The following is a 15,723-nucleotide window of genomic DNA, read 5'->3' as shown; positions in this document are numbered from 1 at the left end:
GGGAAAATCAGTGGTGCGCCGCTGTGTGCGTGGTGGCACCCGGCTGGGCGGTGGGGTGGGTGGGGCGCAGCAGCGGGGCGAGCAGGCGCAGCAGCACGCCAGCGGGGCCGGTCTGCCACCAGCGGCGCAGGCCTTTGGCGCTGTCGCGGCGTGTTTGGCCCATGGCCTGCGTGAGGCGATCCAGCGTGATGGCCAGCAGCACGATGCCCAGGCCACCCACGGTGGCCAGGCCCATGTCGAGGCGGCCGATGCCGCGCAGCACCATCTGGCCCAGGCCCCCCACGGCGATCATCGAAGCGATGACCACCATCGACAGCGACAGCATCAGCGCCTGGTTGATGCCAGCCATGATGGACGGCATGGCCAGCGGCAGTTGCACCTTGGCCAGCAACTGCCAGGGCGAGGCGCCGTAGGAGCGCGCGGCTTCCACCAGGTCTGGGCGCACCTGGCGGATGCCCAGCGTGGTCAGGCGCACCAGCGGCGGCAGCGCGAACACGATGGTGACGATGACCCCCGGCACGTTGCCGATGCCAAACAGCATCACCACCGGCACGAGGTAGACGAAGGCGGGCGTAGTCTGCATGGCATCGAGCAGCGGGCGCACCCAGCGCTGGGCGCGGTCGCTGGCGGCCAGGGCAATGCCCAGCGGCAGCCCGATGGCGATGCAGAACACCAGCGAGGTGAGCACCAGCGACAGCGTCACCATGGCCTCGGGCCAGATGCCCAGCAGCGCCACCAGCGCCAGCGACACCACCGTGCCCAGGGCCAGGGCGCGGCCCGCGAATTGCCATGCCAGCAGCCCCAGCAGGGTGATGAGGGCAGCGGCGGGCAGGCTGGTCAGCAGGCCCTCGACCCAGGTGAGCGTGCCGTCGATGGGCGCGCGCACGCTTTGGAAGAACGGGCGCAAGTGCTCCACCGCCCAGCCCAGGCCCTGGTTGATCCAGGCCTCGACGGGCAGGGTGCCATCCAGCAGTTGCTGCAGCGCCGACGGGTCGGCACTGGCCAGTGCGTCGGGCGAAGCGGCATCCTGCAGGGTGTGCGCGGCGCTGGTGCCTGGGTCTGGTGCCGCCAGCCAGTCGGGCGAGGCGTTGGCGCTGCCGTAGGCCGTGTCAGGCGCTGCGGCGCTGGCGGCCCAGGGGTCCGCCGAAGGCTCGGCCGCAGGGGTTGCGGGAGAGACCGTGGCGGGCTCCGGCGGCATGTCCCAGGGCGAGTGCTCCATGGGCTGCGCGGAGGCTTCGGTGCTGGCGCCTGCATCCCAGGGCGTGGCGGTGGCCAGGGCGGGCAGGGCGTCCGGGGCGGTGGGGGGCGTCAGTGGTGCGTTGTCGTTCATGCGGGGCTCCCGGCGTGGTTGTCTTGGTGGCCCGACCGGAGCGCATCCGGGGGAAGGGGCGGCGTATCGCGGTCGAGAAAGCGCAGCAGCGTGGTCTTGCTGATGGCACCGCGAAAGCGGCCGTCGCCATCGACTACCGGCAGCGCGCACGGTGCATGCGCGACCTGGCCGAACAGGTTGGCCACGGCGGCGTCGGACGGGATGGGCGGTACGTCGGCCAGGTAGGCGTGCTGCAGTCCCAGGGGGCCGTGGTGGCCGTGCAGCGCCGCGCGCAGCGAGTCGGCCGAGACGGTGCCCAGGTAGCGCTGCGTGGGGCTGACCACGTAAGCGAAGTTGTCGTCGTGCCCCTCAAGGAGCTGCAGCGCGGCGCGGCAGCCGCGGTCGGAATGCTCGCGCACCACCGTGAGGCGCTGGCGTGCGATGTCGCCTGCCTTGAAGACGGCGGCGGCGTCCACGCCGCGTACGAAGCTGCGCACATAGTCGTTGGCCGGGCTGCGCAGGATCTCGTCGGGGGTGCCAACCTGTACCACCTGGCCATCCTTCATGATGGCGATGCGGTCGCCGATGCGCATGGCCTCGTCCAGGTCGTGCGAGATGAAGACGATGGTGCGGCGGCGCTCTTGCTGCAGACGCAGCAGCTCGCTTTGCATCTCGGTGCGGATGATGGGGTCGAGCGCGGAGAAGGCCTCGTCCATCAACAAAATCGACGGGTCTGCCGCCAGCGCGCGGGCCAGGCCCACGCGCTGCTGCATGCCGCCCGAGAGTTCGTCGGGGTAGCTCGCGCCCCAGCCGGCCAGGCCGACCTGCTCGAGCGCGGCGGCGGCCAGGCGCTGCCGCTCGGCGCGCTCCACGCCCGCCAGCTCCAGACCGAAGGCCGTGTTGTCCAGCACCGTGAGGTGCGGCAGCAGCGCAAACGACTGGAACACCATGGAGATGTCTTTGCGGCGCAGCGCGCGCAGGGCGCGGTCGGACAGCTGGTTGATGTCCTCGCCACCGACCAGGATGCGCCCCGCCGTGGGCTCGATCAGGCGGTTGAGCATGCGCACCAGGGTTGATTTGCCGGAGCCCGAGAGGCCCATGACGACGAAGATTTCGCCCGCCTCAATGTGGAAATGGGCGTCAAAAACGCCGATGGATTGGCCGGTGCGTTCCAGGATCTCCTGCTTGCTACAGCCCTGGCGTACCAGGTCCAGCGCGGCTTGTGGCGCGTCGCCGAAGACTTTGAACACATGTTCGATGGCGATGGGTTTAGCCATGTGGGTGTCCTCCCTTCAAAAATGGGTTGAATGCAGCGCCAGTGCGCTGGAAAAACCGGATGCGGCAGCACGCCCGCGGTTGGCAGGGCGCCGGCGGGGTGGTTCGCGTCGTGGCAAAGAGCGGCCCGGATGGCACCGCAGCGGTGCGCAAGGGCCTGGGTGCGCCGGGCAGGGTGATGCCCCTGCGGCTGGCGCGTGCGGTGCCTGCGAGAGGCGCTGCACGGTTCGGTGCGTCAGGGCCGCAGTGGCGGCCCGGCCGGTGGACGGCGGCGTTGAGCGCCTCCACCGGGAACGATTTGCCCTGGCTGTGAGGGCAAATTACCTGCGTTGCAGGTTGTAAAACACCGAGTAAGTATAGGAATTTAGTGTTTTTGAGTCAAAACACAGGTTTTCCTAGATGTGATAAACGCTGTCGCCTGGGAGTCGGGTTTTGGTGCCTATGTAAGTTTCGCGCCAGTCAGTGGCTTGTAAGTGCGGCCGCCCAAAGTACGAGCCGAATTTCATCAAACTTAGGAGACAACACCATGAGTGAGCCCACATCCGCGATCGAATCCGTCTTGGTGGAAAACCGCGTTTTCCCGCCGTCCGAAGACACGGTGAAGAACGCCCGTATTGCCGGCATGCAGGCTTACGAGGCCCTGTGCGCCGAAGCCGAGAAAGACTTCGAGGGTTTCTGGGCGCGCCTGGCGCGCGAGAACTTGCAGTGGAGCCGGCCGTTCACGCAGACGCTGGACGAGTCCAATGCGCCGTTCTACAAGTGGTTTGCCGATGGTGAGCTGAACGCTTCGGCCAACTGCCTGGATCGCCACATCGGCACGCCGGTCGAGAACAAGACCGCCATCATCTTCGAAGCTGACGACGGCGCCGTTACGCAGGTCACCTACAAGGAGCTGCTTGCCCGTGTGGGCCAGTTCGCCAACGCGCTCAAGGCACGCGGCGTGCAAAAGGGTGACCGCGTACTGATCTACATGCCCATGACCATTGAGGGCGTGGTGGCCATGCAGGCGTGTGCGCGCATCGGTGCCACGCACAGCGTGGTGTTTGGCGGCTTTTCTGCCAAGGCGCTGCATGAGCGCACCATCGACGCGGGTGCCGTGGCCATCATCACGGCCAACTACCAGCTGCGTGGTGGCAAGGAGCTGCCGCTCAAGTCCATCGTCGACGAAGCCCTGGCCATGGGCGGCTGCGACAGCGTGAAGACCGTGCTGGTTTATGAGCGCACGGCCAGCGCCTGGAACCGCGTTGAAGGCCGCGACGTCACCTTCACCGAGGCTCTGGCGGGCCAGAGCACCGAGTGCGCTCCCGTGCCCGTGGGCGCTGAACACCCGCTTTTCATCCTCTACACCAGCGGCTCGACGGGCAAGCCCAAGGGGGTGCAGCACTCCACCGGGGGCTATACGCTGTGGGCGCGCCAAACCATGCTGTGGACGTTTGACCTGCAGCCGAGCGACGTGTTCTGGTGCACGGCCGATATTGGCTGGATCACCGGCCACACCTACGTGGCTTACGGCCCGCTGGCCGCTGGTGCGACACAGGTGGTGTTCGAGGGCGTGCCGACTTTCCCGCACGCCGGCCGCTTCTGGGAAATGATCGAGCGCCATAAGGTCTCGATCTTCTACACCGCGCCCACGGCCATCCGTTCGCTCATCAAGGCGGCCGACTCCGACGAAAAGGTGCACCCCAAGAACTGGAACCTGACCAGCCTGCGCGTGCTGGGCAGCGTGGGCGAGCCCATCAACCCCGAAGCCTGGATGTGGTACTACCGCAATGTGGGCGGCGAGCGTTGCCCCATCGTCGACACCTTCTGGCAGACCGAGAACGGCGGTCACGTCATCACCCCGCTGCCGGGCGCCACACCGCTGGTCCCGGGCTCGTGCACGCTGCCGCTGCCGGGCATCAAGGCCGCCATCGTCGATGAAACCGGCAAGGACCTGCCCAACGGTGCAGGCGGCATGCTGGTCATCAAGCGCCCCTGGCCGTCGATGATTCGCACCATTTGGGGCGATCCCGAGCGCTTCAAGAAGAGCTACTTCCCCGAGGAAATGGGGGGCACCATCTATCTGGCCGGCGATGGCGCTGTGCGCAGCGAGGACCGCGGCTACTTCCGCATTACCGGCCGTATCGACGACGTGCTCAACGTGTCGGGCCACCGCATGGGGACGATGGAGATCGAGTCGGCTCTGGTGGCCAAGACCGATCTGGTGGCAGAAGCTGCCGTGGTGGGCCGCCCTGACGACCTGACCGGTGAAGCCATTGTGGCGTTTGTCGTGCTCAAGCGTCCCGTGCCCACTGGCGAAGAGGCCAAGCAACTGGCCAACGAGCTGCGCAACTGGGTCGCCAAGGAAATCGGCCCGATCGCCAAGCCCAAGGACATTCGCTTCGGCGAGAACCTGCCCAAGACGCGCAGCGGCAAGATCATGCGCCGCCTGCTGCGTTCGCTGGCCAAGGGCGAGGCGATTACCCAGGACACCAGCACGCTGGAAAACCCGACCATCTTGGACCAGTTGGCCAAGACCAACTGACGCACGCGCCAGTTGTGGCGCAGCGACCAAGCAAAAAGCCCGCGCTGCGGGCTTTTTTCGTTTGTGCCGGGCAGAAAAAAACCGCAGCGTTCGCACGCTGCGGTTTTTGGTGGAGTCGCCTGAAATTACTTCAGCGACAGCACCCAAGCCACCAGCTTCTTGGCTTCGGCTTCGGTCACGTTGGCGTTCGCGGGCATGGGAACCGGGCCCCACACGTCCTTGCTGCCCTTCAGCACATGAGAGACCAGGGTGGCCTCGGCATCCTTCTGGCCGGCGTACTTCTTGGCGACGTCCTTGTAGGCGGGACCGACCAGCTTTTTGTCGACAGCGTGGCAAGCCATGCAGTTCTTGGACTTGGCCAGGGCTTCGTCGGCCATGGCCGGGGCGGCCACCGACAGTGCCATGGCGAGAGTGATCAGAGTACGGTTCATCGTGGTCTTTCTCTGTGGTTGGGGTACATTAGGTTGAACGAAATTGTAGTGGCCTTGGTTGACTTTGGCACTACGGAATTACCATTTTCCGCCTACGGAGGCAGATATGTACATGCTAGGGCTGGCGCTTGTTCTGACACTGCTCAAGTATCTCGAAATTGGCCCGGTGGCCAACTGGTCTTGGTGGTGGGTTCTGGCGCCTTATGGGCTGACGGCGGCGTGGTGGGCCTGGGCTGACGCCTCCGGCTACACCAAGCGCAAGGAAGTCGAAAAGATCGAGCGCCGCAAGCAGGCGCGCGTGAACAAGCACAAGGAAGCGCTGGGCATGGGCACGCGCCGGCCACGTTGACGCCTTTCCTCTCCTCGCCAGCCCGGGCACTGCGGTTCCCGGGTTTTTCGTGCATCCGCCGGGGCATTGGGGCTGCGACATAATCAAAACAGCGCGATCCAGCAATGCGGGGCCCAAGAAGCCTGCGCCGCGGCGCCCGGTGGCCCCGAAGCGCAAGGGCCCAGACCCTTTCGAGACATCATTTTTCCCTCCATCCACGATGCCTGCCTACCGCTCCAAAACTTCCACCGCTGGCCGCAACATGGCTGGTGCGCGCGCCCTGTGGCGTGCCACCGGCATGAAGGACCAAGATTTCAGCAAACCCATCATTGCGGTGGTCAACTCCTTCACCCAGTTCGTGCCCGGCCATGTGCACCTCAAGGACCTGGGCCAGCTCGTCGCACGCGAGATCGAGGCGGCGGGCGGCGTGGCCAAGGAGTTCAACACCATCGCTGTGGACGATGGCATCGCCATGGGCCACGACGGCATGCTGTACTCGCTGCCCAGCCGCGACGTGATTGCCGACAGCGTGGAATACATGGTCAACGCGCACTGCGCTGACGCCATGGTGTGCATCTCCAACTGCGACAAGATCACCCCCGGCATGCTCATGGCCGCGATGCGCCTGGACATTCCAGTGATCTTCGTGTCGGGCGGCCCTATGGAAGCGGGCAAGGCCCAGCTTGCGGTGCCAGGCACGGCCACGGTGCAGTTCAAAAAGCTCGACCTGATCGACGCCATGGTGATGGCTGCCGATAGCAAGGCCAGCGATGCCGATGTGGCCGAAGTTGAGCGCTCGGCTTGCCCGACCTGCGGCTCCTGCTCGGGCATGTTCACTGCCAATTCGATGAACTGCCTGACCGAGGCGCTGGGCCTGTCGCTGCCCGGCAATGGCACCGTGGTGGCCACGCACGCTGACCGCGAGCAGTTGTTCAAGCGCGCAGGCCGCCGCATCGTCGAGCTGGCGCGCCAGTACTACGAGCAGGACGACGCCTCCATCCTGCCGCGTGCCGTGGGCTTCAAGGCCTTCGAGAATGCCATGACGCTGGACATCGCCATGGGCGGCTCCACCAACACCATCCTGCACCTGCTGGCCATCGCACAAGAGGCGGGCATCGCATTCGGCATGGCCGACATCGACCGCCTCTCGCGCACCGTGCCGCAGCTGTGCAAAGTGGCGCCCAACACCGACAAGTACCACATCGAAGACGTGCACCGTGCGGGCGGCATCATGGCCATCCTGGGTGAGCTCGACCGTGCCGGCAAGCTGCACACCGACGTGCCGACGGTGCATGCCAAGACCCTGGGTGAGGCGCTGGACCAGTGGGACATCGTGCGCACGCAAGACGAAGCCGTGCGCACCTTCTACCTGGCCGGCCCGGGCGGCGTTCCCACGCAGGTGGCGTTCAGCCAGTCCAGCCGCTGGCCCAGCCTGGATCTGGACCGCGCGGCGGGCTGCATCCGCTCCTACGAACATGCCTTCAGCAAAGAAGGTGGCCTGGCCGTGCTCACGGGCAACATTGCCCTGGATGGCTGCGTCGTCAAGACCGCTGGGGTGGATGATTCCATCCTGGTGTTCGAGGGCACGGCCCACGTGACCGAATCGCAGGACGAGGCAGTCGCCAACATCCTGGCCGACAAGGTCAAGGCGGGCGATGTGGTCATCGTGCGCTACGAAGGCCCCAAGGGTGGCCCGGGCATGCAGGAAATGCTCTACCCCACCAGCTATATCAAGTCCAAGGGCCTGGGCAAGGCCTGCGCCTTGCTGACGGATGGGCGCTTCTCGGGCGGCACGTCGGGCCTGTCGATTGGCCACTGCTCGCCCGAGGCTGCGGCAGGTGGCGCCATCGGCCTGGTGCGCAACGGCGACCGCATCCGCATCGACATCCCGAACCGCAGCATCAACGTGCTGGTCAGCGAAGAGGAGCTCGCGCGCCGCCGCGCCGAGCAGGATGCCCTGGGCTGGAAGCCCGCGCAGCCGCGCCCGCGCAAGGTGTCTGCCGCGCTCAAAGCCTATGCCAAGCTGGTGACCAGCGCCGACAAGGGTGCGGTGCGCGACCTGTCGCTGTTGGACTGAGAACGTGTGAACGAATCCGCCATGCCCGCTCATCACGCCAAAACACGCCCCCTCGGCGTTGCAAATGCTCGCCATAGCACAAGCTATGGCTGCGCTTTGCGCCTTGATGGGCCGCGTTGTGGCGCGCTGCTCGGCCACGCCGGATTCATTCACACGTTCTGATCCTCCACGCATTCACCGCGAGCCGCTACCGCGCACAGGGCCGGGGCGGCTTTTTTCATGGGGGCTGGCATGGCCAAGACACTGCTGATCGTCTACCACTCGCGCACCGGCGGCACGCGCCAGATGGCCGAGGCGCTGCAGGCCGGTGCGCTGGGCTGTGGTGCCGTGGTGGCGGTGCGGCTGTTGCCCGCCGCCGATGCCGGGCCGGCCGACCTGTTGGCCGCTGACGCCTACGTGTTCGCCTGCCCCGAGAATCTGGCCGCCGTCAGCGGTGTGATGAAAGATTTTTTTGACCGCAGCTACTACGGCGCGCTCGACCGCATCAACGGCCGCGCCTTCGCGTTGCTGGTGTGCGCCGGCAGCGACGGCCGCAATGCCGTGCGCCAGATGGAGCGCATCGCCACCGGCTGGCGCCTCAAGGCGGTGGCCGAGCCCCTGATCGTGTGTACCGGTGCGCAAACGCCCGATGCCATCCTCGCGCCCAAGACCCTGGCGCCCGAGGCGCTGGCGGACTGCCGCGCGCTGGGCGAGGCACTGGCGACGGGGCTGGAGATGGGCATTTTCTGAAACAAAAAACCGCGCTGCCATGGCGCGGTTTACTCCTGAAAGATGAGCTGCCAGCGCTTTCTGTATAAGCGCTGGAGCCGCTTTTTATGCTCAGCCGGGCGTGCCGCCCGCCTGCGTCTGCAGGTAGTTTTGCAGGCCCACCTTCTCGATCAGGCCGAGCTGCTTTTCCAGCCAGTAGGCGTGGTCCTCCTCGGTGTCGCGCAGCTGGGCCAGCAGCAGGTCGCGGCTCACGTAGTCGCCATGGCGCTCGCACAGTGCGATGGCGTCCTGCAGGTGCTGGCGCACGCTGTACTCCGTCTGCAGGTCCTGCCGCAGCATCTCCAGCACCGTTTCGCCCGGGGTGAAGGGCAGGGGGCGCATGTCGGGCTTGCCACCCAGCATCAGAATGCGGCGCAGGATGGCGTCGGCATGCTGGGTCTCTTCCTCCATCTCATGGCCCATGCGCTCGTACAGGCGCGTCAGGCCCTGGTCTTCGTACTGGCGCGAGTGGATGAAATACTGGTCGCGCGCAGCCAGTTCGCCGCGCAGCAGGTTGTTCAGGCAGTCGATGACGGCGGGATGGCCTTGCATGGTGTTGTTCTCTGTGGGTTGGCAGAGCCTGGAGTATCTCGCGCATGGCGCTGCTGAGCAAAGCCGCGTGGCCTATACCCGTGTGCGCGCATTCGGGATGCGGGCGGGATGCAGGTGCATTCGCATCTGTGCGGGCCGCGCCCTGGGCGCCCTGCGGCACAATCCCTGCCATGCTGATGTACCCGCAGATCGACCCCGTTGCCCTCCAGATAGGCCCGCTGGCCGTGCACTGGTACGGCATCACCTACCTGGTGGCCTTCGGCCTGTTCATGCTCCTTGGGGTGCTGCGTTTGCGGCACGCACCGTTTTCCGCGCTGCGCGGGGCGCAGGCATGGTCGCGCCGCGATGTGGAGGACATCCTGTTCCTCGGCGTGCTGGGCGTCATCGTCGGGGGGCGGCTGGGCTACTGCCTGTTCTACAAGCCAGGCTACTACCTCGGCCACCCGCTGGAGGTGTTTGCTGTGTGGCAGGGCGGCATGAGCTTTCACGGCGGGCTGCTGGGCGTTGCGGTAGCGCTGCTGTGGTTTGCGCGTTCGCGCCAGCGGCCGTTGCTCCAGGTGGCGGATTTCGTTGCGCCCTGCGTCCCCACCGGGCTGGCGGCGGGGCGCGTGGGCAACTTCATCAACGGCGAGCTGTGGGGGCGCTTTGCGCCGCCGGACCTGCCTTGGGGCATGGTGTTTCCGCAAAGTGGCTCGATGCTGCCGCGCCACCCCTCGCAGGTGTACCAGTTCCTGCTCGAAGGGCTGCTGCTGTTCGTGCTGCTGTGGCTGTATGCGCGGCGCGAGCGCCGGCCGGGTCAGGTGGCAGCGGCGTTCCTGGTGGGCTATGGCGCGTTGCGCTTCACGGCGGAGTATTTCCGCGAGCCCGACAGCTTTCTGGGCCTGTTGTCGCTGGGCATGAGCATGGGCCAGTGGCTGTGCCTGCCCATGATCGCCAGCGGTGCGGTGCTGTGGCTGTGGGCCCAGCGCCAGCCGGCCAGGATTTGATAGAAAAATGCCTCTAGCCCGCCTGCGGAAAGCGCAGGTAGCTATAACTATTGAAGCACCTATGAAGAACCCCTCTGCCTGGATCGCGCGCAATGTGTCGCGCCTGCGCTCTGCTGCGAAGGACCAGGGCGCTGCTGCGCCTGCGCCCCCGCCACGCAGCACCCATGAACGCCTGGCCGCCACGCTGCGCCGTGCCGACGAGGCGCTGCCCCCGCGCCAGCTGCGCCGTCTGCTGACCGACCTGCAGGCCGTGGCCGCCCCCCAGGTGAGCGAACTGGAGGGCGGGCGCAGTGCGCAGACGCTGATCGACTGGTACGCCCAGGCCACCCCGGCGCAGCGGCACGACCTGTGGCTGCTGATGTGTGAGCAGTTCACGCCCGACGTCGAGCGCGTGAAACACGCGCGCCAGCACTACGAGGCGGCGGCGGGCACGGCCGATGAGGGCCAGGCCGAAATCGGCCTGCGCCGTGCCCTGGTGTCGCCGCGCACGCGGCTGCTGCAGCGCTTTGCCGTGCCGGCGGGGGGCATGCGCTTTCTGGTGGATTTGCGCGCCGAGTTGCTGCCGCTGCTGCGCAGCGACAAACGCTTGCTGGCGCTCGACGCCGAGCTGGAGCAGCTGTTTTCCACCTGGTTTGACGTGGCCTTCCTGGAGCTGCGGCGCCTGTCGTGGGACTCGCCGGCCTCGCTGCTGGAAAAGCTCATCAAGTACGAGGCGGTGCACGACATCCGTTCCTGGGCCGACCTGAAGAACCGCCTGGACAGCGACCGGCGCTGCTACGGCTTCTTCCACCCGCGCCTGCCCGACGAGCCGCTGATCTTCGTCGAGGTGGCGCTGGTCGAGCAGCTGTGCGGCAGCATCACCCCGTTGCTGGACGAGCAGGCCGCCCCTGCCGACCTGGCCAAGGCCACCACGGCCATCTTCTATTCCATCAGCAACGCGCAAACCGGGCTGCGCGGCGTGAGCTTCGGCAACTCGCTCATCAAGCATGTGGTGGAAACCTTGCAGACCGAGTTTCCGCGCCTGCGCACCTTCGCCACCTTGTCGCCCATTCCGGGCTTTCGCGCCTGGCTGGGCAAGAACGCCGGCACGCTGCTGCAGCAGCTGCCAGACAAGCTGCGCACCGAGCTGGGCCGCGCGCTGCAGGCCGACGCGCCGCAGGCGGCGCAGCTCGTCAGCGCGGTGGAGACGGCCGACAAGGCCCAGGCGCTCGACGCCAAGTCGCCCGTGCGCCAGGTGCTGCTGCACTGCGCCGCGCATTACCTGGGCCGGGCGCTGCACGAGGGCAAGCCGATCGACCCGGTGGCGCGCTTCCACCTGGGCAACGGCGCGCGCGTGGAGCGGCTCAACTGGGCGGGCGATCCGTCCTCCAAGGGGCTGAAGCAGTCGTTTGGCCTCATGGTCAACTACCTCTACGACCTCAAGCGGCTGGACAAGCACCGCACCCAACTGGCGCAGGGGCAAGTTCCGGTGTCGAAAGAAATCAGCGCGCTGCTGCTGGACTGAGCAGCACGCCAGGCACGTAAAAAATGAAGGCTACCCATGGCAGGTGAAGTGATCGCGGTGGAAGAAGGGGGCGCGCAGCCCGGTGTGGTGCGCGTGGTGTTGCGTAACGACGGACGGCTCAATGCCATGTCGCGCCCCATGTGGCGCCAGTTGCGCACGGTGTTTGAGGGCATCCAGCACAACGCCAGTGCGCGCTGCGTGCTCATCGAAGGCGAGGGCGAGGCCTTCTGCGCCGGGGGCGATATATCCGAGTACCCGGCGTTCCGCTTCGATGCCGCGTTGCTGCGCGACTTTCACGAGAACGACGTGTGGGGCGGCCTCTCCGCCATGCTGGCGTGTGACGTGCCCATCGTCGCGCGCATTGCCGGCGCCTGCATGGGCGCAGGGGTGGAGATCGCGAGCTGTTGCGACATCCGCATTGCCGCTGCCAATGCACGCTTTGGCGCACCCATCGCCAAGCTGGGCTTTCCCATGGCGCCGCGCGAGGCCGAGCTCGTCGCTGGTGCCGTGGGTGAAACCATTGCGCGGCAGATGCTGCTGGAGGCCGCCACGTTCAGTGCCGCCGACCTGCTGGCGCAGGGCTTCCTCAGCCGCGTGGTGGCGCCCGAGGCACTGCAGGCCGAGGTGCTGGCCAGTGCGCGGCGCATTGCCGCCCTGGCGCCCGGCGCAGCGCGCCTGAACAAGCAAACGCTTCGGGCATTGAAAACGCCTCCAGCCCAAGCAGGGCAAGCGCAAACAGCTATCGAAAGCATAGTGAATGGCGCCGCCGACCCCTACGCCTATGCCGACAGCGCGGAGCACCGCGAGGGCATCAGCGCCTTCCTGGCCAAGCGAGCCCCGGTTTTCTGACTTTTTGGAGTGATGCGCATGGAGTCTTGCAACCTGTTCAGCGCCTTGCGCGCCGCATTCCCAGCGGACCTGGGCCAAACGGCCATCGAAGCCGCCGGCCCCGACGGCGCGCCGCTGTACTACACCTGGCGCGACCTGGACCAGGCCAGCGCGCGCATTGCCAACCTGCTGGCGGCGCTGCAGTTGCCCGAGGGCAGCCGCATCGCCGTGCAGGTGGAAAAGTCGGTCGAGGCCATGCTGTTGTACCTGGCCACGCTGCGCGCGGGCTACGTCTTTTTGCCGCTCAACACCGCCTACCAGAGCGCCGAGATCGAATACTTCATCGGCAATGCCGAACCTGCCGTGGTGGTGTGCACCCCGGGCAACTTTGGCTGGGTGTCGAAGATCGCCTTTACTGCTGGGTCGCAGCACGTTTTCACGCTCGGCGATGACCGCACGGGCAGCCTGCTGGAGCGCGCTGCGCACCATGGCGACGAACACCAGCCCTTGCCGCGCCAGGCGGATGACCTGGCCGCCATCCTGTACACCAGCGGCACCACGGGCCGCAGCAAGGGCGCCATGCTCACGCACGGCAATTTGCTGAGCAACGCGCGGGTGCTCAAGGAGTACTGGGGCTGGCGCGCGGACGATGTGCTCATCCACGCACTGCCTATCTTCCATGTGCACGGGCTGTTTGTCGCCATCCATGCGGCGCTGCTCGGCGGCAGCAAGATGCTCTGGTACGGCAAGTTCGATGCCCGTGCCGTGATCGCCGCCATGCCGCGTGCCACCGTGTTCATGGGCGTGCCCACCCTGTACGTGCGCATGCTCGGCGAAGCTACGCTCACGCGCGAGGCGGCGCGCGCCATGCGCTTGTTCATCTCGGGCTCGGCGCCGCTGCTCATCGAAACCTTTCGCAGCTGGCAGGAGCGCACCGGCCACACCATTCTGGAGCGCTACGGCATGAGCGAGACCATCATGCTGACCTCCAACCCGTACACGGCCGATGCGCGCTACGGTGGGCAGGACGAGCGGCGTGGCAGCACCGTGGGCTTTCCCTTGCCGGGCGTGGGCCTGCGCATCGTGGACGACCAGGGCCAGCCGGTGGCGGTGGGCGCCATTGGCAACATCCAGGTGCGCGGCCCTAACGTATTCCATGGCTACTGGCGCATGCCCGAGAAAACCGCCGAGGAGTTCACGGTCGATGCGCAGGGGCACCCATGGTTCAAGACCGGCGACGTGGGCCAGCAGGACGCGCGCGGCTACGTCAGCATCGTCGGGCGCAGCAAGGACCTGATCATCAGCGGCGGCTACAACGTCTATCCGGCCGAGGTGGAGGGCTTCATCAACGAGCTGCCCGGCGTTGATGAAAGCGCCGTGGTCGGCGTGCCGCACCCGGACTTCGGCGAGGTCGGCGTGGCCCTGGTCACGGCCAGGCCGGGCGCGCAGCTCGACGGCGCCGCCATCATTGCCCAGCTCAAGGCCCAGTTGGCCCACTTCAAGGTGCCCAAGCAGTGCTACGTGGTGGCCGAGCTGCCGCGCAACACCATGGGCAAGGTGCAAAAAAACCTGCTGCGCGACCAGTACAAGGCACTGTTCCAGGCGTGAAAAGGGCGCGACAAAGGCGCTGAGGCGGCTGCGCGGGCGGTTCGGCGCCCGCCAGCCCCATGGATGCAGTGGCCGTCGCAGGCGCAAAAAAACCCGCCAGCGGCGGGTTGGATGGAGGCGGAGGCCGGGGGCTCAGAGCAGCCGCGCGATCAGCGCGCCCTCCACGGGCCCTTCGAGCGGAATGCGCACGCGCACCGGGCTGCCCTGGGCCACCTGCACGGGCGCGCCGTCGAGGTTGAACATGGTCTCCAGCTTGACCTGGCGGTTGCCCTGCGGGTGGATGATCTCCAGCGTGTCGCCCACCTGGAAGCGGTTCTTCGTTTCCACCTCGGCCATGCCATTTTCATAGCCGCGCACCTCGCCGACGAAATGCGCGCGTTGCAGCACGCTGTTGCCCGTCTCGTAGTTCTGGTAGTCGTTGGCGGGGCGGCGCTCCAGCAGGCCGCCGGTGTAGCCGCGGTTGGCCAGGCCTTCCAGCTCGGTGATCAGGTGCGGGTTGAACGGGCGGCCAGCCACGGCGTCGTCGATGGCACGGCGGTAGACCTGGGCGGTACGGGCCACGTAATACAGGCTCTTGGTGCGGCCCTCGATCTTGAGCGAATCGACGCCGATCTTCACCAGGCGCTCGACGTGCTCCACGGCGCGCAGATCCTTGCTGTTCATGATGTAGGTGCCGTGCTCATCTTCCATGATGGGCATGAGCTCGCCGGGACGGCCGACTTCCTCGATCAGGTAGACCTGGTCCGCCTTGGGGTGGCGTGCGCCACTGCCGCAGGTGCTGGTGAACTGGCTGTCGGCTTCCTCGCGCGCCTGCTCGAAGTTGAAGCCCTTGTCCATGCCGGTGGCCAGCGCTTCGCCCGTGTTGGGATCGACGGCCGCATCGTGCGTCTTGTATTCCCAGCGGCAGGCGTTGGTGCAGGTGCCCTGGTTGGGGTCGCGCCGGTTGAAGTAGCCTGAGAGCAGGCAGCGGCCGGAGTAGGCGATGCACAGCGCACCGTGCACGAAGACTTCCAGCTCCATGTCGGGGCATTCCTGGCGGATCTTCTCGATCTCGTCCAGGCTCAGCTCGCGCGAGAGGATGATGCGCGACACGCCCGCCTTCTGCCAGAACTTCACCGTGGCGTAGTTGGTGGTGTTGGCCTGCACCGAGAGATGGATTTCGGTCTCGGGCCACTTTTCCTTGACCATCATGATCAGCCCGGGGTCGGCCATGATGAAGGCGTCGGGCTTGCAGTCGATCACCGGCTCGATGTCGCGCAGGTAGGTGCGCACCTTGTCGTTGTGCGCGATCAGGTTGCTCGTGACGAAGAACTTTTTGCCGCGCGCGTGCGCTTCTTCAATGCCTTGGGCGATCTGCTCCAGGCGGAATTCGTTGTTGCGCGCGCGCAGGCTGTAGCGCGGCTGGCCGGCATACACGGCATCGGCGCCGAAGTCGTACGCTGCGCGCATCTTGTCAAGCGAGCCGGCGGGCAACAGCAGTTCGGGGGCTTTCAGGGTCATGGGGCGTGATTTTCTCTGATGCACCGATGGCGGTGCAGGCCGCACGGGTAATTT

At 66.6% G+C, this 15,723-nt stretch carries 13 protein-coding genes; 8 read left to right on the top strand and 5 right to left on the bottom strand.

All coding sequences use genetic code 11. The features are described from left to right. Positions 1–7 precede the first annotated feature (7 nt). Positions 8–1,330, bottom strand: coding sequence for a glycine betaine/L-proline ABC transporter permease ProW (gene proW / locus BN2503_RS13085; protein WP_411914291.1), 1,323 nt, complete (start codon positions 1,328–1,330; stop codon positions 8–10). Then, on the bottom strand, positions 1,327–2,586 hold the full coding sequence (gene proV / locus BN2503_RS13080; protein WP_054257104.1) for a glycine betaine/L-proline ABC transporter ATP-binding protein ProV: 1,260 nt from the start codon (positions 2,584–2,586) through the stop codon (positions 1,327–1,329). Before proV ends, proW begins: the two co-directional genes overlap by 4 nt. A gap of 524 nt (positions 2,587–3,110) precedes the next feature. Between proV and acs the strand changes: the two genes are divergently transcribed. Then, positions 3,111–5,108: an acetate--CoA ligase gene (gene acs, locus BN2503_RS13075; protein WP_054257103.1), complete on the top strand. Its 1,998-nt coding sequence runs from the start codon at positions 3,111–3,113 to the stop codon at positions 5,106–5,108. 125 nt (positions 5,109–5,233) lie between these two features. Here acs and BN2503_RS13070 read toward each other — a convergent pair whose 3' ends face one another. Continuing rightward, the gene (locus tag BN2503_RS13070) at positions 5,234–5,539 is read right to left on the bottom strand and encodes a c-type cytochrome (protein WP_054257102.1); all 306 of its coding nucleotides are present in this window, start codon (positions 5,537–5,539) and stop codon (positions 5,234–5,236) included. Positions 5,540–5,645: 106 nt separating this feature from the next. Between BN2503_RS13070 and BN2503_RS13065 the strand changes: the two genes are divergently transcribed. The 3 genes from BN2503_RS13065 (at position 5,646) to BN2503_RS13055 (ending at position 8,673) form a co-directional block, all read left to right on the top strand. Further along, positions 5,646–5,888 (top strand): TIGR04438 family Trp-rich protein, encoded by a 243-nt coding sequence (locus tag BN2503_RS13065; protein ID WP_054257101.1) that lies wholly within the window; start codon positions 5,646–5,648, stop codon positions 5,886–5,888. Positions 5,889–6,087: 199 nt separating this feature from the next. Continuing rightward, positions 6,088–7,944, top strand: coding sequence for a dihydroxy-acid dehydratase (ilvD, locus tag BN2503_RS13060; protein ID WP_054257100.1), 1,857 nt, complete (start codon positions 6,088–6,090; stop codon positions 7,942–7,944). Between the two features lie 231 nt (positions 7,945–8,175). After that, positions 8,176–8,673, top strand: coding sequence for a flavodoxin family protein (locus tag BN2503_RS13055; RefSeq protein ID WP_054257099.1), 498 nt, complete (start codon positions 8,176–8,178; stop codon positions 8,671–8,673). 90 nt (positions 8,674–8,763) lie between these two features. On the opposite strand, the gene bfr is transcribed toward BN2503_RS13055, so the two are convergent. Then, entirely contained in the window at positions 8,764–9,243 is a 480-nt protein-coding gene (gene bfr, locus BN2503_RS13050; protein WP_054257098.1) for a bacterioferritin, read from the bottom strand. Positions 9,244–9,413: 170 nt separating this feature from the next. Here bfr and lgt point away from each other — a divergent pair, with 170 nt between their 5' ends. The 4 genes from lgt (at position 9,414) to BN2503_RS13030 (ending at position 14,169) form a co-directional block, all read left to right on the top strand. Further along, positions 9,414–10,229, top strand: a complete 816-nt coding sequence (lgt, locus tag BN2503_RS13045) for a prolipoprotein diacylglyceryl transferase (RefSeq protein WP_054257097.1) — start codon at positions 9,414–9,416, stop codon at positions 10,227–10,229. Between the two features lie 61 nt (positions 10,230–10,290). Then, a complete protein-coding gene (locus BN2503_RS13040) occupies positions 10,291–11,733 on the top strand; it encodes a malonyl-CoA decarboxylase (protein WP_054257096.1) in 1,443 nt (480 codons plus the stop codon). Between the two features lie 36 nt (positions 11,734–11,769). Beyond that, positions 11,770–12,582: an enoyl-CoA hydratase/isomerase family protein gene (locus tag BN2503_RS13035; protein WP_054257095.1), complete on the top strand. Its 813-nt coding sequence runs from the start codon at positions 11,770–11,772 to the stop codon at positions 12,580–12,582. An 18-nt stretch (positions 12,583–12,600) separates the two neighbouring features. Beyond that, on the top strand, positions 12,601–14,169 hold the full coding sequence (locus BN2503_RS13030; protein ID WP_054257150.1) for a malonate--CoA ligase: 1,569 nt from the start codon (positions 12,601–12,603) through the stop codon (positions 14,167–14,169). Positions 14,170–14,301: 132 nt separating this feature from the next. Here the strand turns inward: BN2503_RS13030 and trhP are convergent, their stop codons facing one another. Next, entirely contained in the window at positions 14,302–15,669 is a 1,368-nt protein-coding gene (gene trhP / locus BN2503_RS13025; protein ID WP_054257094.1) for a prephenate-dependent tRNA uridine(34) hydroxylase TrhP, read from the bottom strand. Positions 15,670–15,723 lie beyond the last annotated feature (54 nt).

Source organism: Paenacidovorax caeni (assembly GCF_001298675.1).
Classification (GTDB): Bacteria; Pseudomonadota; Gammaproteobacteria; order Burkholderiales; family Burkholderiaceae_C; genus Paenacidovorax; species Paenacidovorax caeni.
This window is presented reverse-complemented; position numbering and strand designations above follow the sequence as displayed.

What these genes read in the sequence shown, in the direction of transcription:
- BN2503_RS13030 (WP_054257150.1), top strand. Translation starts at nt 12,601, where the DNA reads ATGGAGTCTTGCAACCTGTTCAGCGCCTTGCGCGCCGCATTCCCAGCG.
- ilvD (WP_054257100.1), top strand. Translation starts at nt 6,088, where the DNA reads ATGCCTGCCTACCGCTCCAAAACTTCCACCGCTGGCCGCAACATGGCT.
- BN2503_RS13055 (WP_054257099.1), top strand. Translation starts at nt 8,176, where the DNA reads ATGGCCAAGACACTGCTGATCGTCTACCACTCGCGCACCGGCGGCACG.
- BN2503_RS13070 (WP_054257102.1), bottom strand. Translation starts at nt 5,539, where the DNA reads ATGAACCGTACTCTGATCACTCTCGCCATGGCACTGTCGGTGGCCGCC.
- proW (WP_411914291.1), bottom strand. Translation starts at nt 1,330, where the DNA reads ATGAACGACAACGCACCACTGACGCCCCCCACCGCCCCGGACGCCCTG.
- BN2503_RS13040 (WP_054257096.1), top strand. Translation starts at nt 10,291, where the DNA reads ATGAAGAACCCCTCTGCCTGGATCGCGCGCAATGTGTCGCGCCTGCGC.
- BN2503_RS13035 (WP_054257095.1), top strand. Translation starts at nt 11,770, where the DNA reads ATGGCAGGTGAAGTGATCGCGGTGGAAGAAGGGGGCGCGCAGCCCGGT.
- BN2503_RS13065 (WP_054257101.1), top strand. Translation starts at nt 5,646, where the DNA reads ATGTACATGCTAGGGCTGGCGCTTGTTCTGACACTGCTCAAGTATCTC.
- lgt (WP_054257097.1), top strand. Translation starts at nt 9,414, where the DNA reads ATGCTGATGTACCCGCAGATCGACCCCGTTGCCCTCCAGATAGGCCCG.
- bfr (WP_054257098.1), bottom strand. Translation starts at nt 9,243, where the DNA reads ATGCAAGGCCATCCCGCCGTCATCGACTGCCTGAACAACCTGCTGCGC.
- proV (WP_054257104.1), bottom strand. Translation starts at nt 2,586, where the DNA reads ATGGCTAAACCCATCGCCATCGAACATGTGTTCAAAGTCTTCGGCGAC.
- acs (WP_054257103.1), top strand. Translation starts at nt 3,111, where the DNA reads ATGAGTGAGCCCACATCCGCGATCGAATCCGTCTTGGTGGAAAACCGC.
- trhP (WP_054257094.1), bottom strand. Translation starts at nt 15,669, where the DNA reads ATGACCCTGAAAGCCCCCGAACTGCTGTTGCCCGCCGGCTCGCTTGAC.